Raw genomic sequence first — 25658 nt, 5'->3', positions numbered from 1 at the left:
TCAGCGCGGGTTCTCGAGATCGGCGCGTTCGTCCGCGAGCTGCTTGCGCAGAATCTCGTAATTGCTGCGCTGATGCCGGCGGGACGAATACTGCAGTGTCGTGGGCTCGACCGGGATGAAGTGCCGCGCGCCGTCCCGCATGCCAATCTCGAACGTGCGCGCGCCGGCCACGATATGGCTCGAATAGCCCGAACTGCAGAGTGCCATGAGGCTGAGGCGACTGACCTCGTTCTCGTCGTCCTTGTCCTCGATATGCGAAAGCGCACGGCGCACGATTTCGCCGAAGCTGCCTGCATCGACGAAACCGCCCGGAGCGACAGGCCCCTGATTCGTGCCCTCGCTCGGCTGCGACATCCCGCTTTTCTCCAGCTCGTCGCGATCCGTCACAAAGCTGCGATGGACCTCGTCACCGATCGTCAGGTCCGCGACGAGCGCCGTGAGGTGGACAGGCTCGGCCCCCATGTTCGACACGAAGCACCGTGCATTCTCGGAACTGCCCACGGACCGGTTGATCAGCACGACCGGGCGTCTTTGCCGCAGATAGCTGAAGAGAAAGAGCTGCAGATAGGCGACCCAGATCAACACCATGATCGCCTGGAGCACGAGGTTGATCACTTCGGAATTCGAGACGACCCAAGAATAATCCATCGTCGGCGTACTCCTCGCTCCATCGTCATGATCGTCCCCAAGGTTTCGCGGCGAAACCCCGGGGACGCATCCTGTGCCGCGCGATCAGGCCGCGTGCGTTCCGCGAGCGGGGTAGTCCTTCTCGATCACGAAGTCGATCTTGTCGACCAGATCGCCGATCGGCGGACGCGCGAACGGCATGTTCGAGATATTGGCGAGATAAAGCGTCCCGTCGGGCTTCACGAGAAACAGCGCAGGCTCGCAGAAGAGATCGGGCTCGCCGTCCTTGATCTTCTCCGACAGATAAAGCCCCCAGTCGTGGGCCTGCTCTTCGGTCAGCCCCCAGGCCATCGGCAGATCGCCGAGATCCCAGTCGGAATGGGCCTCCTTCGCGCGGTCCTCGCTTTCCATCGAGACGGTCACGGCCGCGACGCCCTTTTCGGTCAGGGTCGGAAGCTGGGCCGCGATCTCCTTGAGGTAGCTCTTGCAGATCGGGCAATGCAGCCCGCGAAAGAAGACGATCATCGAGAATGCATCGGGGCTCTGGGCCTTGAGGCTCCAGTCGGTGCCGATGATGAGCCTGAGGTCGAGATCGGGGGCGTTCTTGCCCGGGATGGGTGTGCTCGGCATGGGATATGTCCTGTCGTCGCTATGGAATGCCGGGGCAACGGCGCGCCCCGGTTTGCGAGGCGTCAACGGCAAGGATGCCCGGATGTTTCGCGCGCGAGCCGTTTCGGGCCGCGGCGATCCGACCCAGGGGCGCAGACAGGCCCTAACGCGCGACGGGCGGCACCTCGCGCCAGGTGCCGGGCGCAAGCCCGTCGATTGCATGCGGCCCGACCTGCCAGCGCACCAGTCTGAGGCACGGAAAGCCCACATGCGCGCACATGCGGCGGACCTGCCGGTTGCGCCCCTCGCGGATGGTGAGCGAGATCCAGGCGTCTGGCACGCTCTTGCGAAAGCGCACCGGCGGGTCGCGCGGCCAGAGATCCGGCCCGGCGATGCGGGTGGCCTCGGCCGGTTTGGTGGGGCCGTCCTTCATCGTCACGCCTGCCCGCAATGCATCCAGCGCGGCATCGTCCGGCTCGCCCTCGACCTGGACGAGATAGGTCTTGGCCGTATCGCCCGAGGTGATGCGCGCCTGAAGCCGTCCGTCATCGGTGAGGAGAAGCAGCCCCTCGCTGTCGCGGTCGAGCCGACCGGCGGCATAGACACCCGGCGGCAGGCCGAACCGCGAGAGCCCCCGCCAGCGCCCCTCGTCGGTGAACTGGCTGAGGATGTTCATGGGCTTGTTGAACGCGATCAGCGTCAATGGGCGGAGGCCCAGTTCGGACCCTGCCCCGCATCGACCTCGAGCGGGACGCTCAGATGCACGGCCGGCAACGATGCACCCTCCATCACGTCTCGCGCGCGATCGATCAGGGCCGCCTCGTGACCCTCGTCCACCTCGAAGAGAAGTTCGTCATGGACCTGCAGCAGCATCCGCGCGGGAAGGTCGGCGATCGCGTCGTCCATGCGGATCATCGCGCGGCGGATCACGTCGGCTGCGGTGCCCTGAATGGGGGCGTTGATCGCGGCACGGCGCGCGAATCCCGCGCCCGGACCCTTTGCGTTGATCTCGGGCGTGTTGATGCGACGTCCGAACATGGTCTGGACGTAGCCGTGTTCCTTGGCGAAGGCGGTCGTTTCGGACATGTAGTCCTTGATGCCGGGGAAGCGTTCGAAATAGCGGTCGATGAAGCCCTGCGCCTCTTCGCGCGGGATGCGGAGGTTGCGGGCGAGCCCGAAGCCGGAAATGCCGTAGATCACGCCGAAATTGATCGCCTTCGCCTGTCGGCGGATCTCGGACGTCATCTCGTCCATGGGCACGTTGAACATCTCGGACGCGGTAAGCGCGTGGATGTCCTGCCCCTCGCGGAAGGCCTGCTTCAGCTCCTCGATCCCGGCCATGTGGGCCAGGATCCTGAGCTCGATCTGGCTGTAGTCGAGCGCCACCAGCGTCTTGCCTTTCGGCGCGACGAATGCCTCGCGGATGCGCCGCCCCTCCTCGGTGCGGATCGGGATGTTCTGCAGGTTCGGATCGGTCGATGCGAGCCTTCCGGTCGCGGCACCCGCGATGGAATAGGACGTGTGAACGCGCCCCGTCTCGGGGTCGATATGGTCCTGCAGCGCGTCCGTATAGGTCGATTTCAGCTTGCTGACCTGCCGCCAGTCGAGAACCTTGCCGGGCAGCTCGTGTTCCGTCGCGAGGTCTTCGAGGATGTCGGCCCCGGTCCCGTAAGCTCCCGTCTTGCCCTTCTTCCCGCCCGGCAGGCCGAGCTTGTCGAACAGGATCTCGCCCAGCTGCTTGGGCGATCCGACCTTGAACTCCCCGCCGGCGAGCTCGTGGATCTCTGATTCGAGGGCTGCCATTTTCTGCGCGAAAGCCCCCGACATGCGGCTCAGCGTTTCGCGATCGACCTCGACACCGGCCATTTCCATCCGGGCCAGAACCGGGATCAGCGGACGCTCCAGCGTCTCGTAGACCGTCGTGACGCGGGAGCGGTGCAGCTGCGGCTTGAAGAGCTGCCAGAGCCTCAGCGTGATATCCGCGTCCTCGGCCGCGTAGGTCACGGCTTTGTCGACCGGAACCTTGTCGAAGGTGATCTGGCTCTTGCCCGACCCGATGAGCTGTTTGATCGGGATCGGGTTGTGCCCCAGATAGCGTTCCGACAGCACGTCCATGCCGTGATTGTGCAGCCCCGCATTCATTGCGTAGCTCATCAGCATCGTGTCGTCGATCGGCGCGAGGCCGATGCCCAGCCGTGCGAGGATCTTGGCGTCGTATTTGAGGTTCTGTCCGATCTTGAGGACCGACGAATCCTCGAAGAGCGGCTTGAGAAGTTCCAGCGCGCGGTCCTGGGCGATCTGCCCCTCGGCCAGCGCATCCGTCGCAAAGAGATCGGCCTCGGCATTCTCCTTGTGGGTCAGCGGGATATAGCAGGCCTCGCCCGGGGCGAGGGCCAGCGACACACCGACCAAAAGGGCCTGCATCTCGTTGAGCGCGGTGGTTTCCGTATCGACCGCGACATAGCCGCGGGCATGGGCCTTCGCGATCCATGCCTCGAGCGTCGCCTCGTCGCGGACCCAGTCGTAGGTTTCTGGGAACGGAGGCTGTTCGGCCTTTTCCGCGGGGGCCGGGGCCTGCTCGGCGGTGGCGGTCACGGCGGGTGCCTCGACGCCCAGGGCATCCGAGACGCGCTTGACGATGGTGCGGAACTCCATCTCGGAGAGGAAGGCGATGAGATCGTCCGCCACCGGGGCCTTCACCTCAAGACTGTCGAGATCGTATTCCAGATCCATCTCGCAATCGAGCTGCACCAACGTCTTTGACAGGCGGATCTGGTCGGCATGGTCGATCAGGGTCTGGCGGCGCTTGGGTTGCGGAACCTCATCCGTTCTCTCAAGAAGATCCTCCAGGCTACCGAATTCGTTGATCAACAATGCAGCCGTCTTGATGCCGATGCCGGGCGCGCCCGGCACATTGTCGACGCTGTCGCCCGCAAGTGCCTGAACGTCCACCACGCGATCGGGGCCGACGCCGAACTTGGCGTGCACGCCCTCCGCGTCGATCCGCACGTTCTTCATCGCGTCGAACATCTCGACCCCGCCGCCCACGAGCTGCATCAGGTCCTTGTCGGAGCTGATGATCGTCACGCGGCCGCCGGCGTCGCGGGCGCGGATCGCAAGCGTCGCGATGATGTCGTCGGCCTCGAACCCCTCCTGCTCCAGACAGGCGAGGTTGAAGGCGCGCGTGGCGTCCCGCGTCAGGGGGATCTGCGGGCGCAGATCCTCGGGCATCGCCTCGCGATTTGCCTTGTACTGATCGTAGAGCTCGTTGCGGAAGGTGATCGACCCCTTGTCGAAGACCACGGCCGCATGGGTCGGCGCGTCGGGGCCGCGATTGTCCTCGATCATCTTCCAGATCATGTTGACGAAGCCCGACACCGCGCCCACCGGCAGGCCGTCCGACTTGCGCGTGAGCGGCGGCAGCGCATGATAGGCGCGGAAGATGAAGGCCGACCCGTCGACCAGGTGGAGGTGATGTCCTTTTCCGAACGCCATGACCGGCTCCCTTATGCTGCGCGCGCCTTCTGCCACGGGCAGGCCGCGACGGCCAGTGCCCCCCTCAGTCGCAGAGACGTTCCGACAGCTCGCGGCGCGGCGGGACCGGCAGCGCCTCGCCCACTTCGGACCCGTCGCGCAGATCGTCCCAATACTGTCTGAGCTCTGTGATCGCATGGGCATCGTAGCCGTAGCTCTGGCAAAGCGCGATGGGACGCGTCCCCGCGATGCCGCCCTCGTCGAGCGTCAGGAGATGCCCGCCCTTGCTGGCAGGACCCGTGATCTCGAATGTCAGGGGACGGGTCTCGAGGGACGGGCCATCGCCGTCCAGCGGGGCGAACCGCACGACGTAGGTCCCGGGCGGGACGAGCACGCGAAAGAACGCGCCCCCTTCGAGCAGGGCGGAGAGGGCCACGTCCTCCGACCCGGGCTCGCGCAGCGTCACGCCGAGATCCCGGCCCTCGGGGCTTTCGACCTGCAGCGGAAAGACCAGCGACAGCCCGGTCTTGTTCGCGACGAGGCCGTATTCGGTGGCGGCCGCAACCGGGCCGGCAAGCGCCAGGCAGAGCGCTGCCGCCCCGCGGATCAATGCGCGTCCGCACCGTCCTTGAGGACGAAGCGCTTGTCGCAATAGCCGCATTCGACCCAGCCGCGTTCCTCGGGGATCTGCAGCCAGACGCGCGGATGGGTCATGCCACCGTCGCAGCTGACGCGTGTGGTCTCGACCAGTTCGGTCTCGGGCTCGTCATAGGCTCCGGTCGGCTGTTTCGGACCTTCGAGATCGACGGGTTTCTCGGACATGGGTCTTCCTTCGGATGGTCGGGCTTGCCCCGGTGCGGACCGGGGCCTAGGTCAGCCACAGATCATAAACGTCCCGTCACCCGGGGCAAGTGGAGTGACCCCATGAGCGACAACGCCATCGAGATTTCCGGCCTTTCCAAGACCTATGCCGGCTCGGGCGGGGAACCGGCCAAGGACGCGCTGACCGATATCGACCTCGACATTCCGCGCGGGTCGATCTTCGGACTGCTCGGGCCGAACGGCGCGGGCAAATCGACGCTGATCAACATCCTCGCGGGCCTCGTCGTGAAATCGAAGGGTGAGGTGAAGATCTGGGGCTTCGACCAGGATGTGAACCCGCGCCAGTCGCGCGCCGCGATCGGGGTCATGCCGCAGGAACTCAACCTCGATCCGTTCTTTACGCCGCGTGCCTCGCTCGACGTGCAGGCGGGGCTTTACGGCGTGCCGAAATCGGAACGCCGCACCGACGAGATCCTCGAGATGATCGGGCTCGAAGACAAGGGCGACGCCTATGCGCGGAACCTCTCCGGGGGGATGCGGCGCAGATTGCTGCTCGGCAAGGCACTGGTCCACAATCCGCGGATCCTCGTGCTCGACGAGCCGACGGCGGGCGTCGACATTGAGCTTCGCCAGATGCTCTGGCGCAATGTCCGCAAGCTCAACGAGGGGGGCATGACGATCATCCTGACGACGCATTACCTCGAGGAAGCCGAGGAGATGTGCGACGAGATCGCGATCATGCATCAGGGACGAATGCTGGTGCGCGACACGACATCAAAGCTGATCGGTCGGATCGACACCAAGACGCTGGTGATCCAGCCCGAAAGCCCCGCCCCCGCCGAGATCGCCCTGCCCCAGGATGCCGAGCTCGAACGCCGCGACGGCGGGCTCCTCGCGATCAACTATTCCAAGACGCGCACCTCGCCGGGCGACATCCTGATCGCCCTGCGCGAGGCGGGCGTGACGATCGCCGACGTGTCGATCGAGGAGCCGCATCTCGAGGACGTATTCCTCGAGCTGACCCGGACCCGCGCGCCCGACGCGGCCTGAGGTCCGCGGGGGGAACCACGCGGGGCTCCGGCGCGCTTTGAGCGGAACAGCGAAAGGAGCCTCCAGATGTTCGTCACCCCCACCGTCCGAGAAGCCCCCACGACCGAGAACGACGTCTTCGCCTTTCACATCATGGGCGAGGTCAGCGCCGAGGACATGGAGGCGATGGGTGCCTACATGAACGAGCAGTTCGAGACGCATGACAACGTGTCGATGCTGATGATCTTCGACAGGTTCGAAGGGTCCGAGACCGGCGCGAGTTTCCAGTGGGAAACGCTGAAATCGCGATTCCGCTCGCTCGGGAAGGTCGACAAGTACGTCGTGGTGGGCGCACCTGACGGACCGTCGCGCATGATAGAATGGATGGGAAAGATCCTGCCGATCGAGGCAAAGACCTTCCCGCGCGAGCAGACCGACGAGGCCTGGGCCTTCGTCGGCGCGCGTCCGGACTAGGGTTCAGCCCTTCTCGAGCATCCGCCCGAGAGGCCGACCGCCCAGGATGTGCAGGTGGTAATGCGGAACCTCCTGCACGCCATCGCGCCCCGAATTGGTGATGATGCGGTAGCCCGCGCCGTCGTCGCCCGTGCTGAGCCCTTTCTCGGCGATCACGCGCGCCGTCAGGCGCGTCAGATCCGCGATCTCCGCATCGCTCGCATTGGCGGCGAAGTCGTCGTGGCAGGTATAAGCCCCCTTGGGGATCACCAGAACATGCACCGGGGCCTGCGCCGAGATGTCGTTGAAGGCGAGCGACATCTCCGTCTCGGCGACGGTATCGTTCGGGATCTCTCCGCGCAGGATCTTCGCGAAGATGTTCTGGTCGTCATAGTCGAAGGGCATGTCGTGGCTCCGTCATCGGGTAATCGTCGGGTCAAGGCCTAGCGCGGCACGGCCCCGCCTGCGAGGCCGCCAATCGCTCAGAGAAGGCCGTTCTCGCGGAAGATCGCAACCATGTCGGCCTCGGGGCGCGGCCCGACATGCCCGATCACCTCGGCGGCGGCGAGGACGCCCATCCGCCCGCAGGTCTCGAGGTCGCGACCGTTCACGAGACCGTAGAGAAATCCGGCTGCGAACTGGTCGCCCGCGCCCGTCGCATCGACGGGCACCACGCGGGTCACGGGGATTTCGATCCGGTTGCCGTCGCCGATCACGATCACCGGGTCGCCCGAACGCGTGCAGACCACGATGCGACACGCCGCCGCCGCACGGTCGAGCGCGGTGTCGAGATCGGTTTCGTAAAGCGTCGTCCATTCCGCCTCGTTCGCGATGACGAGATCGATCTCCTCGGCGATGAGCCGCTGGAAATCGGCGCGGTGGCGTTCGGCGCAGAACGGATCGCTGAGCGCGAGGCCAGCCTGCCCTCCGGCCGCGTGCATGAGCGAGGCCGCCTGCCGGAACGCCGTCTTCCCCTCGTCCTTGTCGAACAGATAGCCCTCGAGGAACAGGAACTTCGCGCCGGAAAAGACGTCTCCGGGCACGTCCTCGGCGCGGAAATCGGCCCCCGCCCCGAGATAGGTGTTCATCGACCGCTCGCCGTCGGGCGAGACGAAGATCATCGAACGTGTCGTGGGGGCCTCGACTTCGGCGACGGGGGCATTGGGAAACGCGGTCCCGAACTCTTCCATGTTCTCGACGTAGAACCGGCCGAGCGCATCGTCCTTGACCTTGCCCACGAAGGCCGAGCTCAGGCCCATCCGCCCGGCCCCGGCCACTGTATTGGCGACCGATCCGCCCGCGGCCTGCACACGCTCGCCCATCGCGGCATAGAGCAGTTCGGCACGCTCCCGGTCGATGAGCTGCATGATCCCCTTCTCGATGCCCATATGCTCGAGAAAGCCGTCATCGGCATGGGTGATGACGTCCACGACGGCATTGCCGATGCCGATCACGTCATAGCTTCTGGTCATCCTGTACTCCCTGGCGGTCGGAGGGGCCCCGGATCACGTCCGGGGCGCGGCGGCATTCTGCGGCATCGGCGTCTTGTCCTCGAACGGGCAGAGATCGGCGATGAGACATGCGGGGCATTTGGGCTTGCGCGCGAGGCAGGTATATCGGCCATGCAGGATCAGCCAGTGATGCGCGTGGCGCTGGAACCGCGCGGGCACGTTGTCCTCGACCGCACGCTCGACCGCGACGACATCCTTGCCCGGCGCGATGCGGGTGCGGTTGCCGACGCGGAAGATATGGGTGTCGACGGCCTGCGCGGGATGGCCCCACCACATGTTCAGCACCACGTTCGCCGTCTTGCGTCCAACGCCCGGCAGGCTTTCGAGCGCCGCGCGCGACGAGGGAACCTCGCCGTTGTATTCCTCGACGAGGATGCGGCTGAGCTTCATCACGTTCTTGGCCTTGTTGCGATAAAGGCCGATCGACTTGATATGCTCGACCAGCCCCTCCTCGCCGAGATCGAGCATCGCCTGCGGGTCCTGCACCTTGGCGAAGAGCGACCGCGTCGCCTTGTTCACGCCCGCATCGGTCGCCTGCGCGCTCAGGGCGACCGCGACGACGAGCGTGTAGGCGTTCACGTGGTCGAGCTCGCCCTTGGGCTCGGCCTCGGCCGCCTCGAAGCGGGTGAAGATCTCGTCGATCTCGCGATAGGAAAGCGCCTTCGGCATGGGCCGCTCTATGCCCCGCACCCCGTTCGCCATCAAGCCCCTTCGGCACCCCTCGGCCCGCCGGTCAGGAGCGTCGGGCCCCGCCGGGCGTCAGCCGCAGGAAGGCCGGCACGATCAGCACGAGCGCGAAGATCCGGGCGAAATGATGGATCGCGATATAGGCGGGATCGTAGCCGAGCGAGAGTCCGATCGCGGCCATCGCCTCGATCCCGCCGGGCGCGAAGGCGATCCAGACCTGCCCGAACGGCAGGCCCGTCAGCGCCTTCACGACCATCGCGAAGACCAGCGACAGAAGCAGCGCGATCCCGACCGAGGCCGCCCCCGCGACGGCATAGCGGCGGATCTGCCCCCGGCCGATCCGCTCGAGCCGCGAGGCGAGAACGGCCCCGGTGATCGCGAAGGCGAGCATGACGAGCCAGCCGGGCGCGCCCCCGTGCGCCAGCCCGAAGGCATGGGCCCCGGCGCTGACCAGCATGCCCCCCAGCAGGCTGGCGGCCGGAAATCCGACCCGCCCGCCGATCGTCCCGAGGGTGAGCGACAGCGCAAAGACCGCCAAGAGCGGGACCCACCCCATCGGATCGATCTGCCCCGGTGCCGCACTGCCGCCGCCATCGAGAAAGACGGCAAGCGGCGGGACGGCGACGACGAGCACGAAGAGCCGCATGAGCTGCAGGAACATGACCGCAGTGGCGTCGCCGCGCCCATCCACGGCGATTGCGATGGCGTTCGACATCGTGCCGGGTGAACTCGCCAATGCGCCCGTCTCGCGGTCGAGGCCGAAAACGCGGTCCAGCACGACGATTCCCGCCGCCATCGTCGCGATCAGCGCCACGACGAGGATCGCGAGGCTCAGCGTCCACTGGCCGATCTGCCCGAAGACGTCCTCGTCTATCCCCGAACCGAGCGAGATGCCGATCAGTGCGAACGCGACGTCGCGCAACCGGGAGGGCACCGCCACCCTGAACCCCATGGCCGTCGCGGCGGCGACGCCGAGCGTACTTCCGATCAGCGCGCCCGCGGGCAGACCCAGAAGGGTGGCCAGAGCCGCCCCGGAGAGCGCCGCCACCATGGCGGTCGCACTGGCCTTCGCATCTGCCATGGTCCCTCTCAACTCCGATGATCCAGTCACCGTCATCCATGCATTGCCCGGACGGAACGGCATGGACGCGATGCGCTGCACCGGCCCTTTCGCGGATAGATAGATCGCCCCCCGACCGAGATCGACAGCGCCCGTCCCAATTCGCGTCGCGCGAAACGGATCGAGCGTGCCGATGCCGAACCGAAAGATGCAGATGCGACTATTCGCGGCACATCATCGACACCGGCCACCCCCGCATCCCGGCCGAAAGAAGCGCGCAGATCCGACCGACGGCAGAGACCGAAGTCAGGGGCGCTTCGGCCGCGGTGTCTTGCGCGGACCGGCACCGCCGCCCGCGTCGCGGCGGGGCTTGCCGGATGCCGATTGGTGGGGCGGCTTGAACCGCTTGGACGTGTCCGACGCCGATGCCTTGCCCGCAGGCGGGCCACTCCGGGGTTTGCCTCCGCCCTTCCGGGGTGCCGCCGACGGCCCGTTGGCCGCGCGCTTCGCGGGCGGGCCGTCCTTCTTGCGGAAAGGCCTCTCCGCACCGGGTTCGGCCTTGCGGTCGAACGGCCGGTCCTTCGTCCGCTCCCGCGACTTCGGATGCGCGGGCCTGTCGTCGGACCTGGGTTTCGCGACCGGTGCCTTCGGCGCGGCAGCCGGTCTTTCGCGCGGCTTTGCGGGGTCCGATGCGTCGGGCCGCGCCTTCGGATGGGCGGGCTTTTCTTCGTGGCGCGCTTCCGCGACCGGAGCCTTCGGCGTCGCCGGCGATCGCGCCGGCTGTTTCCTGGGCTCCGCATGCGCGGGCCGTGGCCCCTTGCCGAGATCGGGTGTGCCCTCGAGCTTGCGGACGCTCACGCCTTCTTCCAGCGTGCCACCTTGGCCGAGCTTGGAGAGGAAGCCGGACAGGCTCGCCTCCGACAGCTCCACGAAGGTCTCGGATTGCTGAACGCGGATCGCGCCGATCGCGTCCTTGTCGAGCCCACCGGCCCGGCAGAGCAGCGGCAGCAGCCAGCGCGGCTCGGCCCGGTCCGCGCGTCCGACCGACAACGCGATCCATGCGCTCGGGCCGAAGGGGACGTCCTTCTTCGGCGCGGGGCGTGCGTCGGGTGCGGCGAGCTCTTCGGGGGCGGAATGCTTGGTCCGGTAGAGGCGCAGATATGCCGCCGCCACCGCCTCGGCCGATTGCTCCGACAGCAGACGCTCGGCAAAGCGCGCCTCGCTCTCGCTGATCTTGTCCTTCCACGTCGGATCGGCCATCAGCCGTTCCTCGTCGCGGGCAAGGATCTCGTCCGCGTCGGGGGCCGTCGTCCATTCCGCGGTGACGCGGGCGGTCTTGAGCAGCCGCTCGGCCCGCTTCAGGGCCTTCGGCGGCACGACGAGCGCCGAGATGCCCTTGCGCCCCGCGCGTCCCGTCCGGCCCGACCGATGCAGAAGCCCCTCGGCGTTCGAGGGCAGCTCCGCATGGATCACGAGCTCAAGGTTGGGCAGGTCGATGCCCCGCGCGGCGACGTCCGTCGCGACGCAGACCCGGGCGCGTCCGTCGCGCATCGCCTGCAACGCATGGCTCCGCTCCGTCTGGCTGAGCTCACCCGAAAGGCAGACCACGGCGAAACCGCGATTGGCGAACCGCGCGGTCAGACGGTTCACAGTCGCGCGCGTATTGGCAAAGACGATCGCGTTCTGCGCTTCGTGGTAGCGCAGGACGTTGATGATGGCGTTCTCGGCATCCTGCTGCGCGACGCGCAACGCCTGATAGGCGATGTCGCTGTGCTGGCTGCGGTCCGAAAGCGTCGTGACGCGCACGGCGTCGCGCTGGTAGTTCCGGGCGAGCGTCACGATCATCGGCGGCACCGTGGCCGAGAAAAGCAGCGTGCGGCGCTCCTCGGGGGCCTCGCCCAGCATGAATTCCAGATCCTCGCGAAAGCCGAGGTCCAGCATCTCGTCTGCCTCGTCGAGCACGACCGCCCGGAGCGACGTCATGTCGAGCGAGCCGCGCTGGATGTGGTCGCGAAGCCGCCCCGGCGTCCCCACGACGATATGCGCGCCCCGCTCGAGCGCGCGTCTCTCGTCGCGCATGTCCATCCCGCCCACGCACGAGGCGACCCGAGCGCCGGCCTTGGCATAAAGCCATGTCAGCTCGCGCATGACCTGGAACGCAAGCTCGCGCGTCGGCGCGATGACGAGCGCGAGTGGTGCCGCAGCCGCCCCGAGCGTCCCGTCCTGCTCCAGCAGCGTCGGCCCGATGGCGAGCCCGAACCCCACCGTCTTGCCCGACCCGGTCTGCGCCGAGACGAGCAGGTCCGCCCCGTCGAGTTCGGGGGCCGTCACGGCCTCCTGAACCGGGGTCAATGTGTCGTAGCCACGCTCGGCGAGCGCATCGGAGAGGGTCTGGATCATGGAGAAAGCCGATCTGGATGCTGAGTGCGGCGCATGCGCGTCGCGATCCGGCGACAGGAAGGGCCGGAAAACGCTCTCCTAACGCGACGGAGGCGCGGTGTATACCTGTGAAATCGCGAAACCGCGCGGCAGATGCCCCGCGAAGGCCATCGACGGACAGGGCATGTCGGGCAGGCGGGGGGCGCGACCGGCACGGCCGCGCCCCGCCGCGTCACTGCTGTTGCTGTTGCTGCTGGCTCGCCTCGACGACCTTCACGTCGACGTCGAGATGCTCCATCCCGCCACCGATCGCGAGGCCGCGGATCGGGGCCGCACCGACGGAATCGAGCCCCGAGGCAAGCCGCACGTATTTCTCGTCGGGGCAGCACCTGTTGGCCGCGTCGAAACCGACCCAGCCCATCTCCTCCACCCAGATCTCGGCCCAGGCATGGCTCGCCTCGTGCAGCGTGCCGTCCGCGCTGGCATGCAGGTAGCCCGAGACGTAGCGTCCGGGCATCCCGGCCGCGCGCGCGATCGCGATGAGCGCATGCGCCTGATCCTGGCAGACGCCCTGCCCCAGCGCCAAGGCCTCGGCCGCCGTGGTGCCGGATTCGGTCGCACCGCTATGATAGGGGATCGCGTCGCTCACCGCGCGGGCCAGCGCATGCGCGCGGTCGAGCGGGTTCGTCGCGCCCTCCACGGCATCGGCGGACAGCTCGCGCAGCGCATCGTCGAGCCGCGTCATCGGCGACGGCCGCAGATACGCGATGGGAGAGACCTTCTCGCGCAGGCCGCGCACGAAGCCTGTCAGGTCCCGCGTCTCGACGATGCCGCTGACGGCGATCGTCACGTCCGACACGTTCCGCATCGCCACCGTCTCGATCCAGTCGCCCGCCCCGTCGCGCAGCGCGGCGCCCCGCTCGGCCTCGTGGCCCTCGATATCCACCGACCAGCTTTCCACCTTCTGGCCGTCGAAATCGGTGGGCCAGAGGCGGAGGCTCTGCGTCAGGGTCCGCTTCGGCGCGTCGAAGCTGTAATGGGTTCTGTGCGTGACGTTCAGTCTCATCGTGCGTCCCCGCTGAGATAGGCATTGTGAACGACGCCGCCCAGTGAATTGACTTCGCTGATGAATCCGCGAAGAAACTGGTGCAGCCCCTGATCGAAGATGATCTCGGTCGATGTCCGGTCGAGCTTTTCGACCAGGGCACGCGCCTGCATCTGGGCATCGGTCCTGCGCCCGTACTGGTTCTCGAGCCGCTGGAGATGATGCAGCACGCCGTCGGTCGCATTGATGAGCGATCTCGGAGCCTGACGGTTCAGGACGAGGAAATCGACGATCTTGGAGGCCGTCACCTCGCCGCCATAGGCCCAGTGGAAGGCCCGCGTGGCGTTCATCGCCCTGAGCACCGTGCGCCACTGGTAATTGTCGAGGCCCGATCCGACGAAGGCCACGTCGGGCAGAAGCACGTAATATTTCACGTCGAGGATGCGCGCCGTGCTGTCGGCGCGCTCGAGGAAGTGCCCGATATTCGTGAAGTCGTAGCCGTCGTTTCTCAGCTGCGTGGCGAGCCCCGCGCCGCGGATGAGGCTACAGGTCCGCAACGTCCATTCGATGAGGTCCGTCGTCGACAGCGTCGAGCGTTCCTGCCGCGACAGATCGTGCAGATCGGAATGCGCGGTGTTGAGCGCCTCCCAGACCTGGGTGGTCAGTGCCGTGCGGACGATGCGGCCGTTCTCGCGCGCCGCGTTCAGGCAGGACGACACCGAGGACGGATTGTCGGCATCGAAGAACAGATGCGTCTCGACGTTGCGCTCGACGGCGGCGTCGTACTTGGCATCGAACTGCGCCTTGGTCCCCGATGCCATCAGCACCGACGCCCATTCGTTCCGGTTGCCGCCTGCCGTATCGGGCAGCATGGCATTGCGGGTCCCCACCTCGAGAAGGCGGGCATTGGTCTCCGCACGCTCGATGTAGCGCGCGATCCAGAAAAGGTTCTCTGCGGTTCTGCTCAGCATCTCATTCGCTCCCCGCAATGACCCAGGTGTCCTTCACGCCACCGCCCTGCGAGGAGTTCACGACAAGCGACCCCTCGTTGAGCGCGACCCGCGTGAGCCCGCCGGGCACGAGGTTCACCTCCTGTCCGACAAGGCAATAGGGTCTCAGATCGACATGGCGCGGTGCGACCCCTTCCTCCACGAAGGTGGGACAGGTCGACAGGCTCAGCGTGGGCTGCGCGATGTAGTTGTGCGGATTTTCCCGAATCTTCGTCGCGAAAAGCTCGATCTCGGATTTCGTGGATTTCGGACCGACGAGCATGCCGTAACCGCCCGATCCGTGAACCTCCTTCACGACCAGCTCCGGCAGGTTGTCGAGCACGTACTTGCACTCGTCCTCGCGGGCGCATTGCCATGTGGGCACGTTCTGCAGCAGCGGCTCCTCTCCGAGATAGAAGCGCACCATCTCGGGGACATAGGTATAGATCGCCTTGTCGTCGGCCACGCCGGCACCCGGCGCGCTCGCGATGCTGACACCGCCCGAGCGGTAGACGTTCATGAGGCCGGGAATCCCCAGCATGCTGTCGGGCCGGAAGCAGAGCGGGTCGATGAACGCATCGTCGAGCCGGCGATAGATCACGTCGACCTTCTTCGGGCCCTCGGTCGTCCGCATCCAGACGAAATCGCCCTCGACGAACAGGTCCTGCCCCTCGCAAAGGTCGATCCCCATCATGTCGGCGAGGAAGGAATGCTCGTAATAGGCGGAGTTGAAATGGCCCGGCGTCAGGATCACGACGCGCGGATCCCCGTCGCATTTCTTGGGCGCGACGCTCGCAAGCGTGCGCTTGAGCAGCGAGGGATAGTTCTCGACCGGGGCCACCCGGGTCTGCTGGAACAGCTGCGGGAACATCCGCATCATGATCTCGCGGTTCTCGAGCATGTAGCTCACGCCCGACGGCGTGCGGCAATTGTCCTCGAGCACGTAAAATTCGTCGGGTCCGGTCCGCACCAGGTCGATGCCGACGATATGGCTGAAGACGCCGCCCGGAGGGGTGAAACCGCTCACAGCCATCTCGTAGGCGTCGTTCTGATAGACCAGATGCGCGGGAATGCGTCCCGCGCGCACCATTTCGCCGCGGTTGTACATGTCCGAAAGGAAGGCATTGAGCGCGCGGGCGCGCTGCTTGATCCCGCGTTCGAGCTTGGCCCATTCACCGGCCGAAAAGACCCTCGGGAACATGTCGAAGGGAATCAGCCGGTCGGGAGAGCCCCCCTCGCCATAGACGGCGAACGTGATGCCGATGCGCCGAAAAAGTTTTTCCGCCTCGCTCTGCTTCATGCCCCGGAGGTCCGAAGGCATGTCGCGCGCCCAGGCCTCGAGGCCGGAATAAGGCGGACGCACCGATCCGTCGTGATACATTTCGTTGAAATGGCGATCTGGCATGTGGCGGGCTAAGCTCCTGTTGTCATTTCACCTTAACGGCGTGACGGCCATCTGCAAGATGCCGCGCCGTCGGCCGTTAACGATTTGGAAATGCTTCGTTCTTAGATGCGGTCAAGCAGAATTCCCCGGAGACCCGAGCCAGATGTTGCGTCAATTGCTGTATTCGAGCCGGGCCAAGGCAGAGAGTTTTGCCGCGGATCTGCCCGAAATCCTCCGCTGCTCGCGTCGCAACAATCCCGAGCTGGGCATCACCGGCGTGCTGATCCTGGCCGGCGACGACCCCGACATCGTCTTCATCCAGGCGATCGAGGGCGAGGCCGAACATGTCGATCTGCTGGTCGACACGATCAAGGGCGACCCGCGGCATACCGATGTGAGGATCCTCCTCGATCACGAGGTCGAGGCGCGGTGCTTCGCAAGCTGGTCGATGGGCGATATCGTGGTTCCGCCCGCGACGGCCGACGCGGCCCGGGTCGAAGCCGAGGTCCGTAAGGCGCTGGCGAACTCGCAGGGGCCGACCGCCTGCAGCCTCATCACGAGGCTCGCGCCGATCGCCGCCTGAGAGGTCACCGGCGTCATCCTGACACGCCGCCTTGGCCTCGGGTCGGCCCGCGCTACCCTATCCAGACATGGCCGCGCCGCTTCTCAGCTTTACGGACAAGGGCATATATTGCGCCCTGGGGGATTTCTTCGTCGATCCCTGGCGGCCCGTGGATCGCGCGCTCGTCACCCATGGCCATGCAGACCATTCGCGACCGGGCATGTCGAGCTACCTCGCGACCGACGCCGCGGCACCCGTGATGCGTCACCGCCTGGGCGAGATCTCGATCGACACGATGCGCTATGGCGAGCGGCGAGAGATTGGCGGTGTCACGGTCAGCTTCCACCCCGCGGGCCACGTGCCGGGATCGGCGCAGATCCGGATCGAGCATCGCGGCGAGGTCTGGGTCGTGTCGGGCGATTACAAGGTGACGCCCGACGGCCTGTCCGAGCCGTTCGAGCCCGTCGCCTGCGACGCCTTCATCACGGAATGCACCTTCGGCCTGCCGGTCTTCAAATGGGCAGACGAGGACAGCGTCACGGCCGAGCTGAACGGCTGGTGGCAGCGCAACGCGGCCGAGGGCAAAACGTCCATCATCGGGGCCTACGCGCTGGGCAAGGCACAGCGATTGTTGACAGCTGTCAATTCCGACATCGGCCCGATCCTGACCCATGGCGCGGTGGAGAACACCAACGAGGTGATGCGCGGACAGGGCATCCCATTGCCCGACACGATCCGGGTGACGCCCGAGACCGACCTCAAGGCCATCAAGGGCGCGTTGGTCGTGGCCCCGCCCTCGGCGCTGGGCACGCCATGGGCGCGGCGTTTCGGCCCGAGCTCCACCGCCTTCGCGTCGGGGTGGATGGCGCTCAGGGGCGTGCGGCGCAGGCGTGCGGCGGATCGGGGCTTCGTCATCTCGGACCACGCCGACTGGGAGGGCCTGAATACCGCCATCGCCGAGACGGGAGCGGAGAAGATCTTCGTCACCCACGGCTATACCTCGATCTTTCGCCGCTGGCTCGAGGATCAGGGCTACGACGCCGCGATCGTCGAGACGGAATACGAGGGAGAGAGCCTCGACACCGAGGACCCGGAATGAGCGCCGCGAGGGGGGACGCCCCGTGAAACGCTTTGCCGCGCTTTTCACCGCGCTCGACCAGACCACGAAGACCACGCTCAAGGTCGATGCGCTCTCGGCCTATTTCGGCGATGCCACGGAGGACGACAAGCTCTGGACCATCGCGCTTCTGTCGGGGCGGCGGCCCAAGCGCACGGTCACGACCGGCAGGCTTCGCGAATGGGCGGCGGAACGCGCAGGCATCCCGCTCTGGCTTTTCGAGGAGAGCTATCCGATCGTCGGCGATCTGGCAGAGACGATCGCCCTTATCCTGCCGGACGCGACGCGCGCCTCGGACCGGACGCTCAGCCACTGGATCGGCGAGGTCCGGGCGCTCGGAAAGCTCGACGACGCGGACAAGAAGGCGCGGATTCTCGCGGCCTGGGACGAGCTGCCCAAGACCGAACGCTTCGTTTTCAATAAACTCATAACCGGCGGCTTTCGCATGGGGGTGAGCCAGAAGCTGATGACGCGGGCGCTGTCGCGGGCGACGGGCATCGACGAGCCCGACCTCGCCCACCGACTGATGGGCGACTGGCAGCCCGACAAGACGAGCTTCGAGAGCCTGATCCTCAGCTACGATCCGACGGCGGACCTGTCGAAGCCCTATCCCTTCTACCTCGCCTACCAGCTCGACGAGGGGCCGGAAACGCTCGACGCCCCGCCCGAGGCCTGGGCGGCCGAGCGGAAATGGGACGGGATCCGCGGGCAACTCGTCCTGCGGGGTGGCCAGCATTTCCTCTGGTCGCGGGGCGAAGAGCTGATGACCGACCGGTTCCCCGAACTTGCCCGCCTGATCGACCACGTGCCGGCGGGCACGGTCCTCGACGGCGAGGTGCTCGCCTGGCGGGACGGGACCCCCATGAGCTTCAACGCCCTGCAGAAGCGCATCGGCCGCAAGACCGTGCCGAAGAAGCTGCTGACCGACGCGCCCGTGATCCTCTATGCCTACGACATGCTGGAATGGAAGGGCGAGGATATCCGCGCGAAACCGTTCGAGGAGCGTCGTGCCCTGCTCGACGCGCTTGCGCGAAGCGTGCCCGACGACATGCCGCTCAGGATCTCTCCGCTGCTCGGCTTCGACGATTGGGATGCCCTCGCCCGGACCCGCGACACCTCGCGGGAGCATGTCTCGGAGGGGATCATGCTCAAGCGCCGCGACAGTCCCTATCGGGACGGGCGCAAGAAGGGCGACTGGTGGAAGTGGAAGGTCGATCCGCTGACCATCGACGCCGTGATGATCTATGCCCAGCAGGGCCACGGGCGGCGTGCCAACCTTTTCACCGACTTCACCTTCGCGGTCTGGGACGGCAATGCGCTCGTCCCATTCACCAAGGCATATTCGGGCCTGACCGACGCGGAATTCCGCAAGATCACCGCCTGGGTGAGGCGCAACACGCTCGAACGCTACGGACCGGTAAGGCAAGTCCGTCCGGAACATGTCTTCGAGATCGCGTTTGAGGGCATACAGGAAAGCCCCCGCCACAAGTCGGGCGTCGCGCTGCGGTTTCCCCGCATGGCGCGCTGGCGTCACGACAAGCCGTTGGCCGAGGCCAACACGTTGAACGACCTGAAGGAGATGCTGGCAGCCTATGGATGAAGACGACACCCTGCCCGATGCGACGCCCGACCGCGACTACGACACGATGGCCGAGCTGCCTGCCGGAATGGCACCTGCCGAAAGGCCCAAGGTGCCATCGACCCTGCCGCCGCGAGGGGCCTGCGACACGCATGTCCACATGCTGGGCGGGCGGGGCGATTTCAGGCTCTGGGACGGGCGGCCCGAAGATCCGCCGCGCGATCGCGGCTTCGACGGCTGGATCGATCTTCTGAACACGCATCTGACGACGCTCGAGATCGACCGCGTCGTGCTCGTCCACTCGGTGCTTTACGGGACCGACAACACCGTGACGATCGAGGCGCTGAAACGTCTGGGCGATCGCGCCCGCGGCGTGGGCCTCATCGGCGACGACGCGACCGAGGCCCATCTCGACCGGCTGGCCGATGCGCGGATCAAGGCGATCCGGCTGAACCACGTGCATCCCGGCGTGATCTCGTGGGAGGGGGTGAAGCGTTTCGCGCCCGCGCTGGCCGAGCGGGACATGCATGTCGAGATCCTCGTCAACGCGCACGAACACCTCGCCTCGATGGCCGACGATCTGCGCGCCCTGCCCTGTCCCGTCGTGCTCGACCATCTGGCTTGGCCGATCCTCGGCGGCGAAGGATCGCCCGAAGGTGTGGAGACGCTCGAACGGCTGGTGGGCGACGGCGACGCCTATACCAAGATCTCGGGCATCTACCGGTTCTCTGACGCGCCATGGGACGAGGCGGACGACCTCGTCGCGCGTCTGGCCCGGGCCAATCCCGATCGCCTTCTCTGGGGGTCAGACTGGCCGCATATCCTGCTGGGCGAGACGCCGATGCCCGATGCGGGGCAGCTTCTCGACGCGTTCTTCCGCGCCGTCGAGGACAGCGAGACGCGCCAGAAGATCCTCGTGGACACGCCCGAGCAGCTCTTCGGATTCCGCTAGGCCCTTTCGTCCCGCCGGACCGCATCCTATCTCAAAAGCCGATTTCCGATTTCAGGAGCCGATGATGACCACCCCCCTCTTCGATGCGAATGCCAGCCCCGGCGGCAAGGATCTGGGCGATCTGCCGCAATGGGAGCTGAGCGACCTCTACGCCGCGCCCGACGCGCCCGAGCTCAAGCGCGACATGGACTGGCTCGAGGAGGCGTGCGAGCGCTTCGCCGAGGAGTATCAGGGCAAGCTTGCCGATCTCGACGCGGCCGGATGGATCGACTGCATCCACCGCTACGAGAAGATCGAGATGGTCGCGGGCCGGATCATGTCCTTCGCCGGATTGCGCTATTACCAGGAGACGACCGACGCGCATCGTGCCGCGTTCCTGAGCGACGCGCAGGACAAGATCACGACCTATACCACGCCGCTCGTCTTCTTCAGCCTCGAGATCAACCGCATTCCCGACGAGAAGCTCGACGCCGTCTTTGCCGGCGGTGGCGAGGTGGCACGCTACAAGCCCGTCTTCGACCGGCTTCGCGCGATGCGGCCCCATCAGCTCAGCGACGAGCTCGAGCAGTTCCTCCACGACCAGTCGGTCGTTGGGGCGAGCGCGTGGAACAAGCTCTTCGACGAGACGATCGCCGCCCTCGAATTCGAGGTCGACGGCGAGGTGATGGGGATCGAGGCCACGCTCAACAAGCTGACCGAGCAGGATCGCACGGTGCGCGAAGAGGCGGCGCGCGAGCTCGGGCGCGTCTTTTCGTCCAACATCAAGACCTTCGCGCGTGTTCATAACACGCTCGTCAAGGAGAAGGAGGTCGAGGATCGCTGGCGCAAGATGCCCACCCCGCAGACCGGTCGGCACCTGTCGAACCATGTCGAGCCGGAGGTGGTCGAGGCGTTGAGGAACGCGGTCGTCGATGCCTATCCGCGCCTGTCGCACCGCTACTACGAGCTGAAGCGCAAATGGCTCGGGCTCGACCGGATGCAGGTCTGGGACCGCAACGCGCCGCTGCCGATGGAGACCGACAAGATCGTCGACTGGACGACCGCGCGCGGCATGGTGATGGACGCCTATTCCGACTTTTCGCCGGAGCTGGCGCAGCTGGCCGAGCCGTTCTTCGACAGGGGCTGGATCGATGCGGCCGTGACGCCCGGCAAGGCACCGGGGGCCTTCGCGCATCCGACCGTCACCGACGCGCATCCCTACATCATGCTGAACTACCTCGGCAAACCGCGCGACGTGATGACGCTGGCCCACGAGCTCGGGCACGGTGTGCATCAGCGTCTTGCCGCGCCGCAGGGCGAAATGCTGGCCTCCACGCCGCTCACCCTCGCAGAGACGGCGAGCGTCTTCGGTGAGATGCTGACCTTCCGCAAGCTTCTCGCAGGCGCGAAGGACACGGCCGAGCGCAAGGTCCTCCTCGCCGGGAAGGTCGAGGACATGATCAACACGGTCGTGCGGCAGATCGCGTTCTACGATTTCGAGTGCAAGCTGCACGAGGCGCGCCGCGGGGGCGAGCTGACGCCCGACGCGATCAACGCGCTCTGGATGTCCGTGCAGGCCGAGAGCCTCGGGCCCGCATTCGACTTCATGGACGATTACGAGGTCTTCTGGACCTACGTGCCGCATTTCGTCCATTCGCCGTTCTACGTCTACGCCTACGCGTTCGGCGACGGTCTGGTGAACGCGCTCTATGCGGCCTACGAGGACGGAACGCCCGGTTTCCAGGAGAAATATTTCGACATGCTCAAGGCCGGCGGGTCCAAGCACCACAAGGAACTGCTCGAACCCTTCGGCCTCGACGCATCGGACCCGGCCTTCTGGCAAAAGGGGCTCGGCATGATCGAGGGCATGATCGACGAGCTCGAAGCCATGGAAGACTGAGAGAAAGGGGCCCGCGGGCCCCTTTCTTCATTCCGTCGCGATGCGTTCGCCGGCGAGGGCCGTATCGATCATCGCCTGCGTGCCCCGTGCCTGTTCGAGAGGCCAGGCATAGCTTTCGTGTCCATTGGCCGCGCGGCAGAACGCCTCGACCTGAAGGACATACTGATTGACGCCGGGATAGCGCAGGATGCGGCGGTCCCCTTCGGCCAGATCGAGGACAATCTCGGCCTGGTCGAAGACGCCGGCATTGAACGGCGCACTGAGCGTCATCACGCCTTTCGTTCCCTGGAACGTCACGGCCTGCCGCTTGGCCATCCGGGTCGAGACCATCGCCTGATAACCGAAGCCCGGAAAGCGCCCCTGCATCCAAGCCATCGTGTCGAAATCCTGCTCCGACACGAGGCGCGAGGTCAGCTCGACCGGCTCCTGTCCCGTGGCGTAGCGGACGCTTCCGAAGGCATAGACGCCGATATCGCGCAATCCGCCGCCGCCCATTCCGGGCTGATTGCGGATATTGTCCACGTCACTGGCATTGTTGAAGGAAAAATACGCATCGGCGTGCAGCAGCTCGCCCAGCGTCCCGTCGGCGAGGATCTCCCGCGCCTTGATCCACTGGGGATGGTGGACGATCATGAACGCCTCGGCGGCGAGCTTGCCGCTGTCGTCGCGCGCGGCGATGAGGTCGTCGTAATCGGCCGCGCGCATCGCCATCGGCTTTTCGCAGAGCACGTGCTTGCCGGCCTTCAGCGCCTTCAGGCTCCATTCGACATGGAGATGGTTCGGCAGAGGGATATAGACCGCGTCGATCAGATCCGAAGAGATCAGCGCCTCGTAATCATCGAATACCTGAAGATCCGGCTGGATATCCTTGAAGGTGTTCGCCTTCTCCGCAGTACGCGTTGCAATCGCGGTCAATGTGGCACCGGTTGCGGAGTGTATGGCCGGAGCCATCTGCCGCCGCGCGAAGTTCGCCGCACCGAGGATGCCGAACCTGACGATGTCGCTCATGAATTGTCCCTCCTGACGTTCGGGGACAACCTAGTGAAGCACTCCGGGGCCTGCCATAGAAAAGGCCGGACGCGGTTTCCCGCGCCCGGCCCCTTGTTCGGCCCCAGCCATCGTCAGGCGGTTTCGGTCATGCCCTTCTCGCTGGCGAGCTCGGTCATGCGTTTCTGGAGCTTCTCGAACGCCCGCACCTCGATCTGGCGGATCCGTTCGCGGCTGACGTCATACTGACCGCTGAGATCCTCGAGCGTGATGGGCTGCTCCTGCAGACGGCGCTGGGTCAGGATGTCCTTCTCGCGATCGTTGAGAACGTCCATCGCCTGTTCGAGAAGCGCGCGCCGCGTCTCGAGCTCGTCGCGGGCCTCGTAATCGTCGGCCTGATTGGCATCCTCGTCCTCGAGCCAGTCCTGCCACTGCGCCGTACCCTCGCCATCGGCGCTGATTGTCGCGTTGAGCGAGGCATCGCCGCCCGACATACGCCGGTTCATCGAGATGACCTCGTCCTCGGTCACGCCGAGATCGGTGGCGATGCGCTTGACGTTTTCGGGGCGAAGATCGCCATCCTCGAGCGCGCCGATCCGATTCTTGGCCTTGCGCAGGTTGAAGAAGAGCTTCTTCTGGGCGCTGGTGGTCCCGAGCTTCACGAGGCTCCAGGACCGCAGGATGTATTCCTGGATCGAGGCGCGGATCCACCACATCGCATAGGTCGCGAGGCGGAAACCCTTGTCGGGATCGAACCGCTTGACGGCCTGCATCAGGCCGACATTGGCCTCTGAGATCACCTCGGCCTGCGGAAGACCGTAGCCGCGATAGCCCATCGCGATCTTGGCCGCGAGGCGCAGATGCGAGGTCACCATCTTATGGGCGGCCTCGGTATCCTCGTGATCGACCCACCGTTTGGCGAGCATGAATTCCTCTTCGGGCTCCAGCATCGGAAACCGCCGGATTTCCTGTAGATACCGGTTCAGCCCCTGTTCGGGGGACGGTGCCGGAAGATTAGCGTATGTCGCCATGTCGGTCCCTCCTTCGGGCGTTATTCGCCTGTTGTCCTATCAGATGGTGAACTGATCGGTTCAGTTCAAGTACGAGGCGGATATTTCAGACTTGCTTACCGGGGTTAAGAAAGTCTTGCGCGCTTGGGTCCGAGAATCATCCCGTTTCGGCGTGATCTCACCGAGTTGTCAGCGGGCTTTGGCCTTCGAGCGCCTCGATCAGGCTTTGCATGTCGGTCGGCAGGGCACTGGAGAAGCTGAGCGTCTCGCCGCTGGCGGGATGCTCGAAACCGAGCGTCGCGGCATGAAGCGCCTGCCGCGCGAACGCACGGACCTCAGCTGCGCCGGGCAGATGGGGCGATATCTTTCGCTGCCCGCCATAGACCGGATCGCCGATCAGGGCGTGCCCGGCATGGCGCATGTGGACGCGGATCTGGTGGGTGCGCCCCGTCTCGAGCCGGCAGGAGACGAGCGCGGCCGAGGGCCCGAGCGGCCGTTCGACGGTGACGCGGGTGACCGCATGCTTGCCGCCGTGGAACGTCACCGCCTGCCGTTGCCGGTCCGTCCGATGCCGGGCGATTCCCGTTGCGATCTTGAGCGTACCGCTCGCCTCGGCCGATATGCCGGGAATCCCGAGAAGCCGCGGATCGGCCAGATCGGGAATGCCGTGACAGATCGCAAGGTATTGCCGCTCGACGCTGTGGGCCGCGAATTGCGCGGCAAGCCCGTGATGCGCGCGATCCGATTTCGCGACGACGAGCAATCCGCTCGTCTCCTTGTCGATGCGATGGACGATCCCCGGACGCTTCACTCCGCCGACACCCGACAGCGCATCGCCGAAATGGTGCATGAGCCCGTTGACCAAGGTGCCGTCGGGCGTGCCCGGCGCGGGATGCACGACGAGGCCCGCGGGTTTGTCGATCACGGCAAGATCCTCGTCCTCGTAGACGAGGTCGAGCGGCATGTCCTCGGGCGACAGATGCGTGGGGCTTTCCTCCGGAACGGCGATCTCGATGACATCGCCCGCCGCGACGCGCGCCTTCGGCGTGGACAGCACGACGCCCTCGCACCGCACGCAGCCCTCGGAGATGAGCTTGGCGATGCGCGAGCGGCTCAGATGCGCGTCGTCTGGCACATCGCGGGCCAGCGCCTTATCAAGACGCGGCGGCGGATCGTCGCCCAGGATGACGCGCAAGAGGCTCGACGGCATGGATGAGATCCCCCAACCCCGGGACGGGGCGCTGACCTTTCTGAAATGGCTGGTGATCGCGTTGACCGCAACCATGCTGGCGGGGCTCGTAACGCTGATCGTCCTTTTCGTCACGCGCTTTCCGCCCGCGGTGCCGCCCCTGCCCGAGACGATCGCCCTCCCCGAGGGCGAGGTGCCTTTCGCCTTTACCCGCGGGGCGACCTGGATCGCGATCGTCACGCGCGACGACGAGATCCTGATCTTCGACGAGACCGGAGAGACCCTGCGCCAGAGGATCACGATCGAATGAAGGG

Annotated in this window: 25 protein-coding genes; 8 read left to right on the top strand and 17 right to left on the bottom strand. The window is 66.1% G+C overall.

Going from position 1 to position 25658, the window contains the following annotated elements; translation table 11 throughout:
- From RVY76_RS04725 to RVY76_RS04700, 6 genes are all read right to left on the bottom strand, one after another.
- Entirely contained in the window at positions 1-648 is a 648-nt protein-coding gene (locus RVY76_RS04725) for a hypothetical protein (RefSeq protein WP_317376212.1), read from the bottom strand.
- Between the two features lie 84 nt (positions 649-732).
- A complete protein-coding gene (locus RVY76_RS04720; RefSeq protein ID WP_317376211.1) occupies positions 733-1257 on the bottom strand; it encodes a peroxiredoxin-like family protein in 525 nt (174 codons plus the stop codon).
- Positions 1258-1399: 142 nt separating this feature from the next.
- Positions 1400-1939 (bottom strand): pseudouridine synthase, encoded by a 540-nt coding sequence (locus RVY76_RS04715; protein WP_317376209.1) that lies wholly within the window; start codon positions 1937-1939, stop codon positions 1400-1402.
- Positions 1936-4731 carry a DNA polymerase I gene (gene polA, locus RVY76_RS04710; RefSeq protein WP_317376207.1) on the bottom strand — a complete coding sequence of 932 codons (2796 nt, stop codon included), beginning with the start codon at positions 4729-4731 and terminating at the stop codon, positions 1936-1938. The genes RVY76_RS04715 and polA overlap by 4 nt, the downstream gene beginning before the upstream one ends.
- Before the next feature lie 64 nt (positions 4732-4795).
- On the bottom strand, positions 4796-5320 hold the full coding sequence (locus RVY76_RS04705; protein WP_317376205.1) for a hypothetical protein: 525 nt from the start codon (positions 5318-5320) through the stop codon (positions 4796-4798).
- Entirely contained in the window at positions 5317-5532 is a 216-nt protein-coding gene (locus RVY76_RS04700) for a zinc-finger domain-containing protein (RefSeq protein ID WP_317376203.1), read from the bottom strand. The genes RVY76_RS04705 and RVY76_RS04700 overlap by 4 nt, the downstream gene beginning before the upstream one ends.
- 102 nt (positions 5533-5634) lie before the next feature.
- Between RVY76_RS04700 and RVY76_RS04695 the strand changes: the two genes are divergently transcribed.
- Positions 5635-6582 carry an ABC transporter ATP-binding protein gene (locus RVY76_RS04695; RefSeq protein WP_317376201.1) on the top strand — a complete coding sequence of 316 codons (948 nt, stop codon included), beginning with the start codon at positions 5635-5637 and terminating at the stop codon, positions 6580-6582.
- 66 nt (positions 6583-6648) lie between these two features.
- Entirely contained in the window at positions 6649-7035 is a 387-nt protein-coding gene (locus RVY76_RS04690; RefSeq protein ID WP_317376199.1) for an STAS/SEC14 domain-containing protein, read from the top strand.
- 3 nt (positions 7036-7038) lie between these two features.
- Here RVY76_RS04690 and RVY76_RS04685 read toward each other — a convergent pair whose 3' ends face one another.
- From RVY76_RS04685 to RVY76_RS04650, 8 genes are all read right to left on the bottom strand, one after another.
- Complete coding sequence (locus RVY76_RS04685; protein WP_317376198.1) at positions 7039-7419, bottom strand: HIT domain-containing protein; 381 nt, start codon at positions 7417-7419, stop codon at positions 7039-7041.
- A gap of 77 nt (positions 7420-7496) precedes the next feature.
- Positions 7497-8486, bottom strand: coding sequence for an adenosine kinase (locus RVY76_RS04680; RefSeq protein WP_317376197.1), 990 nt, complete (start codon positions 8484-8486; stop codon positions 7497-7499).
- A 33-nt stretch (positions 8487-8519) separates the two neighbouring features.
- On the bottom strand, positions 8520-9194 hold the full coding sequence (nth, locus tag RVY76_RS04675) for an endonuclease III (RefSeq protein WP_317376196.1): 675 nt from the start codon (positions 9192-9194) through the stop codon (positions 8520-8522).
- Positions 9195-9258: 64 nt separating this feature from the next.
- Positions 9259-10293, bottom strand: a complete 1035-nt coding sequence (locus RVY76_RS04670) for an AbrB family transcriptional regulator (protein WP_317376195.1) — start codon at positions 10291-10293, stop codon at positions 9259-9261.
- 285 nt (positions 10294-10578) lie between these two features.
- Entirely contained in the window at positions 10579-12672 is a 2094-nt protein-coding gene (locus tag RVY76_RS04665) for a DEAD/DEAH box helicase (protein ID WP_317376193.1), read from the bottom strand.
- Positions 12673-12883: 211 nt separating this feature from the next.
- Positions 12884-13717, bottom strand: a complete 834-nt coding sequence (locus tag RVY76_RS04660) for a transglutaminase family protein (RefSeq protein WP_317376191.1) — start codon at positions 13715-13717, stop codon at positions 12884-12886.
- On the bottom strand, positions 13714-14667 hold the full coding sequence (locus RVY76_RS04655) for an alpha-E domain-containing protein (RefSeq protein ID WP_317376189.1): 954 nt from the start codon (positions 14665-14667) through the stop codon (positions 13714-13716). Before RVY76_RS04655 ends, RVY76_RS04660 begins: the two co-directional genes overlap by 4 nt.
- Before the next feature lies 1 nt (position 14668).
- The gene (locus RVY76_RS04650) at positions 14669-16090 is read right to left on the bottom strand and encodes a circularly permuted type 2 ATP-grasp protein (RefSeq protein WP_317376188.1); all 1422 of its coding nucleotides are present in this window, start codon (positions 16088-16090) and stop codon (positions 14669-14671) included.
- A gap of 142 nt (positions 16091-16232) precedes the next feature.
- Here RVY76_RS04650 and RVY76_RS04645 point away from each other — a divergent pair, with 142 nt between their 5' ends.
- From RVY76_RS04645 to RVY76_RS04625, 5 genes are all read left to right on the top strand, one after another.
- A complete protein-coding gene (locus RVY76_RS04645) occupies positions 16233-16652 on the top strand; it encodes a BLUF domain-containing protein (RefSeq protein WP_317376186.1) in 420 nt (139 codons plus the stop codon).
- Positions 16653-16719: 67 nt separating this feature from the next.
- The gene (locus RVY76_RS04640; RefSeq protein WP_317376185.1) at positions 16720-17730 is read left to right on the top strand and encodes a ligase-associated DNA damage response exonuclease; all 1011 of its coding nucleotides are present in this window, start codon (positions 16720-16722) and stop codon (positions 17728-17730) included.
- A gap of 22 nt (positions 17731-17752) precedes the next feature.
- Positions 17753-19348: an ATP-dependent DNA ligase gene (locus RVY76_RS04635; protein WP_317376183.1), complete on the top strand. Its 1596-nt coding sequence runs from the start codon at positions 17753-17755 to the stop codon at positions 19346-19348.
- Complete coding sequence (locus RVY76_RS04630) at positions 19341-20279, top strand: amidohydrolase family protein (RefSeq protein WP_317376180.1); 939 nt, start codon at positions 19341-19343, stop codon at positions 20277-20279. Before RVY76_RS04635 ends, RVY76_RS04630 begins: the two co-directional genes overlap by 8 nt.
- Positions 20280-20340: 61 nt before the next feature.
- Positions 20341-22158, top strand: a complete 1818-nt coding sequence (locus RVY76_RS04625) for a M3 family oligoendopeptidase (RefSeq protein WP_410796010.1) — start codon at positions 20341-20343, stop codon at positions 22156-22158.
- A gap of 27 nt (positions 22159-22185) precedes the next feature.
- On the opposite strand, the gene RVY76_RS04620 is transcribed toward RVY76_RS04625, so the two are convergent.
- From RVY76_RS04620 to RVY76_RS04610, 3 genes are all read right to left on the bottom strand, one after another.
- Positions 22186-23166 (bottom strand): Gfo/Idh/MocA family oxidoreductase, encoded by a 981-nt coding sequence (locus RVY76_RS04620; RefSeq protein ID WP_317376179.1) that lies wholly within the window; start codon positions 23164-23166, stop codon positions 22186-22188.
- Positions 23167-23279: 113 nt separating this feature from the next.
- Positions 23280-24176, bottom strand: coding sequence for an RNA polymerase sigma factor RpoH (gene rpoH / locus RVY76_RS04615; protein ID WP_317376178.1), 897 nt, complete (start codon positions 24174-24176; stop codon positions 23280-23282).
- A gap of 157 nt (positions 24177-24333) precedes the next feature.
- Positions 24334-25365, bottom strand: coding sequence for a pseudouridine synthase (locus RVY76_RS04610; protein ID WP_317376176.1), 1032 nt, complete (start codon positions 25363-25365; stop codon positions 24334-24336).
- Between RVY76_RS04610 and RVY76_RS04605 the strand changes: the two genes are divergently transcribed.
- The gene (locus tag RVY76_RS04605; protein ID WP_317376174.1) at positions 25364-25654 is read left to right on the top strand and encodes a DUF6476 family protein; all 291 of its coding nucleotides are present in this window, start codon (positions 25364-25366) and stop codon (positions 25652-25654) included. The genes RVY76_RS04610 and RVY76_RS04605 overlap by 2 nt on opposite strands.
- The last annotated feature ends 4 nt before the right edge of the window (positions 25655-25658 follow it).

The sequence above is a fragment of the Palleronia sp. LCG004 genome, assembly GCF_032931615.1.
Taxonomy (GTDB): Bacteria; Pseudomonadota; Alphaproteobacteria; order Rhodobacterales; family Rhodobacteraceae; genus Palleronia.
Note: the sequence above shows the minus strand (reverse complement) of the source record. Positions and strands in the feature narration are given on the sequence as shown.

What these genes read in the sequence shown, in the direction of transcription:
- RVY76_RS04610 (WP_317376176.1), bottom strand. Translation starts at nt 25,365, where the DNA reads ATGCCGTCGAGCCTCTTGCGCGTCATCCTGGGCGACGATCCGCCGCCG.
- RVY76_RS04665 (WP_317376193.1), bottom strand. Translation starts at nt 12,672, where the DNA reads ATGATCCAGACCCTCTCCGATGCGCTCGCCGAGCGTGGCTACGACACA.
- RVY76_RS04670 (WP_317376195.1), bottom strand. Translation starts at nt 10,293, where the DNA reads ATGGCAGATGCGAAGGCCAGTGCGACCGCCATGGTGGCGGCGCTCTCC.
- polA (WP_317376207.1), bottom strand. Translation starts at nt 4,731, where the DNA reads ATGGCGTTCGGAAAAGGACATCACCTCCACCTGGTCGACGGGTCGGCC.
- RVY76_RS04655 (WP_317376189.1), bottom strand. Translation starts at nt 14,667, where the DNA reads ATGCTGAGCAGAACCGCAGAGAACCTTTTCTGGATCGCGCGCTACATC.
- RVY76_RS04685 (WP_317376198.1), bottom strand. Translation starts at nt 7,419, where the DNA reads ATGCCCTTCGACTATGACGACCAGAACATCTTCGCGAAGATCCTGCGC.
- RVY76_RS04690 (WP_317376199.1), top strand. Translation starts at nt 6,649, where the DNA reads ATGTTCGTCACCCCCACCGTCCGAGAAGCCCCCACGACCGAGAACGAC.
- RVY76_RS04660 (WP_317376191.1), bottom strand. Translation starts at nt 13,717, where the DNA reads ATGAGACTGAACGTCACGCACAGAACCCATTACAGCTTCGACGCGCCG.
- RVY76_RS04625 (WP_410796010.1), top strand. Translation starts at nt 20,341, where the DNA reads ATGATGACCACCCCCCTCTTCGATGCGAATGCCAGCCCCGGCGGCAAG.
- RVY76_RS04720 (WP_317376211.1), bottom strand. Translation starts at nt 1,257, where the DNA reads ATGCCGAGCACACCCATCCCGGGCAAGAACGCCCCCGATCTCGACCTC.
- nth (WP_317376196.1), bottom strand. Translation starts at nt 9,194, where the DNA reads ATGCCGAAGGCGCTTTCCTATCGCGAGATCGACGAGATCTTCACCCGC.
- rpoH (WP_317376178.1), bottom strand. Translation starts at nt 24,176, where the DNA reads ATGGCGACATACGCTAATCTTCCGGCACCGTCCCCCGAACAGGGGCTG.
- RVY76_RS04650 (WP_317376188.1), bottom strand. Translation starts at nt 16,090, where the DNA reads ATGCCAGATCGCCATTTCAACGAAATGTATCACGACGGATCGGTGCGT.
- RVY76_RS04680 (WP_317376197.1), bottom strand. Translation starts at nt 8,486, where the DNA reads ATGACCAGAAGCTATGACGTGATCGGCATCGGCAATGCCGTCGTGGAC.
- RVY76_RS04645 (WP_317376186.1), top strand. Translation starts at nt 16,233, where the DNA reads ATGTTGCGTCAATTGCTGTATTCGAGCCGGGCCAAGGCAGAGAGTTTT.
- RVY76_RS04700 (WP_317376203.1), bottom strand. Translation starts at nt 5,532, where the DNA reads ATGTCCGAGAAACCCGTCGATCTCGAAGGTCCGAAACAGCCGACCGGA.
- RVY76_RS04620 (WP_317376179.1), bottom strand. Translation starts at nt 23,166, where the DNA reads ATGAGCGACATCGTCAGGTTCGGCATCCTCGGTGCGGCGAACTTCGCG.
- RVY76_RS04640 (WP_317376185.1), top strand. Translation starts at nt 16,720, where the DNA reads ATGGCCGCGCCGCTTCTCAGCTTTACGGACAAGGGCATATATTGCGCC.
- RVY76_RS04725 (WP_317376212.1), bottom strand. Translation starts at nt 648, where the DNA reads ATGGATTATTCTTGGGTCGTCTCGAATTCCGAAGTGATCAACCTCGTG.
- RVY76_RS04630 (WP_317376180.1), top strand. Translation starts at nt 19,341, where the DNA reads ATGGATGAAGACGACACCCTGCCCGATGCGACGCCCGACCGCGACTAC.
- RVY76_RS04605 (WP_317376174.1), top strand. Translation starts at nt 25,364, where the DNA reads ATGGATGAGATCCCCCAACCCCGGGACGGGGCGCTGACCTTTCTGAAA.
- RVY76_RS04695 (WP_317376201.1), top strand. Translation starts at nt 5,635, where the DNA reads ATGAGCGACAACGCCATCGAGATTTCCGGCCTTTCCAAGACCTATGCC.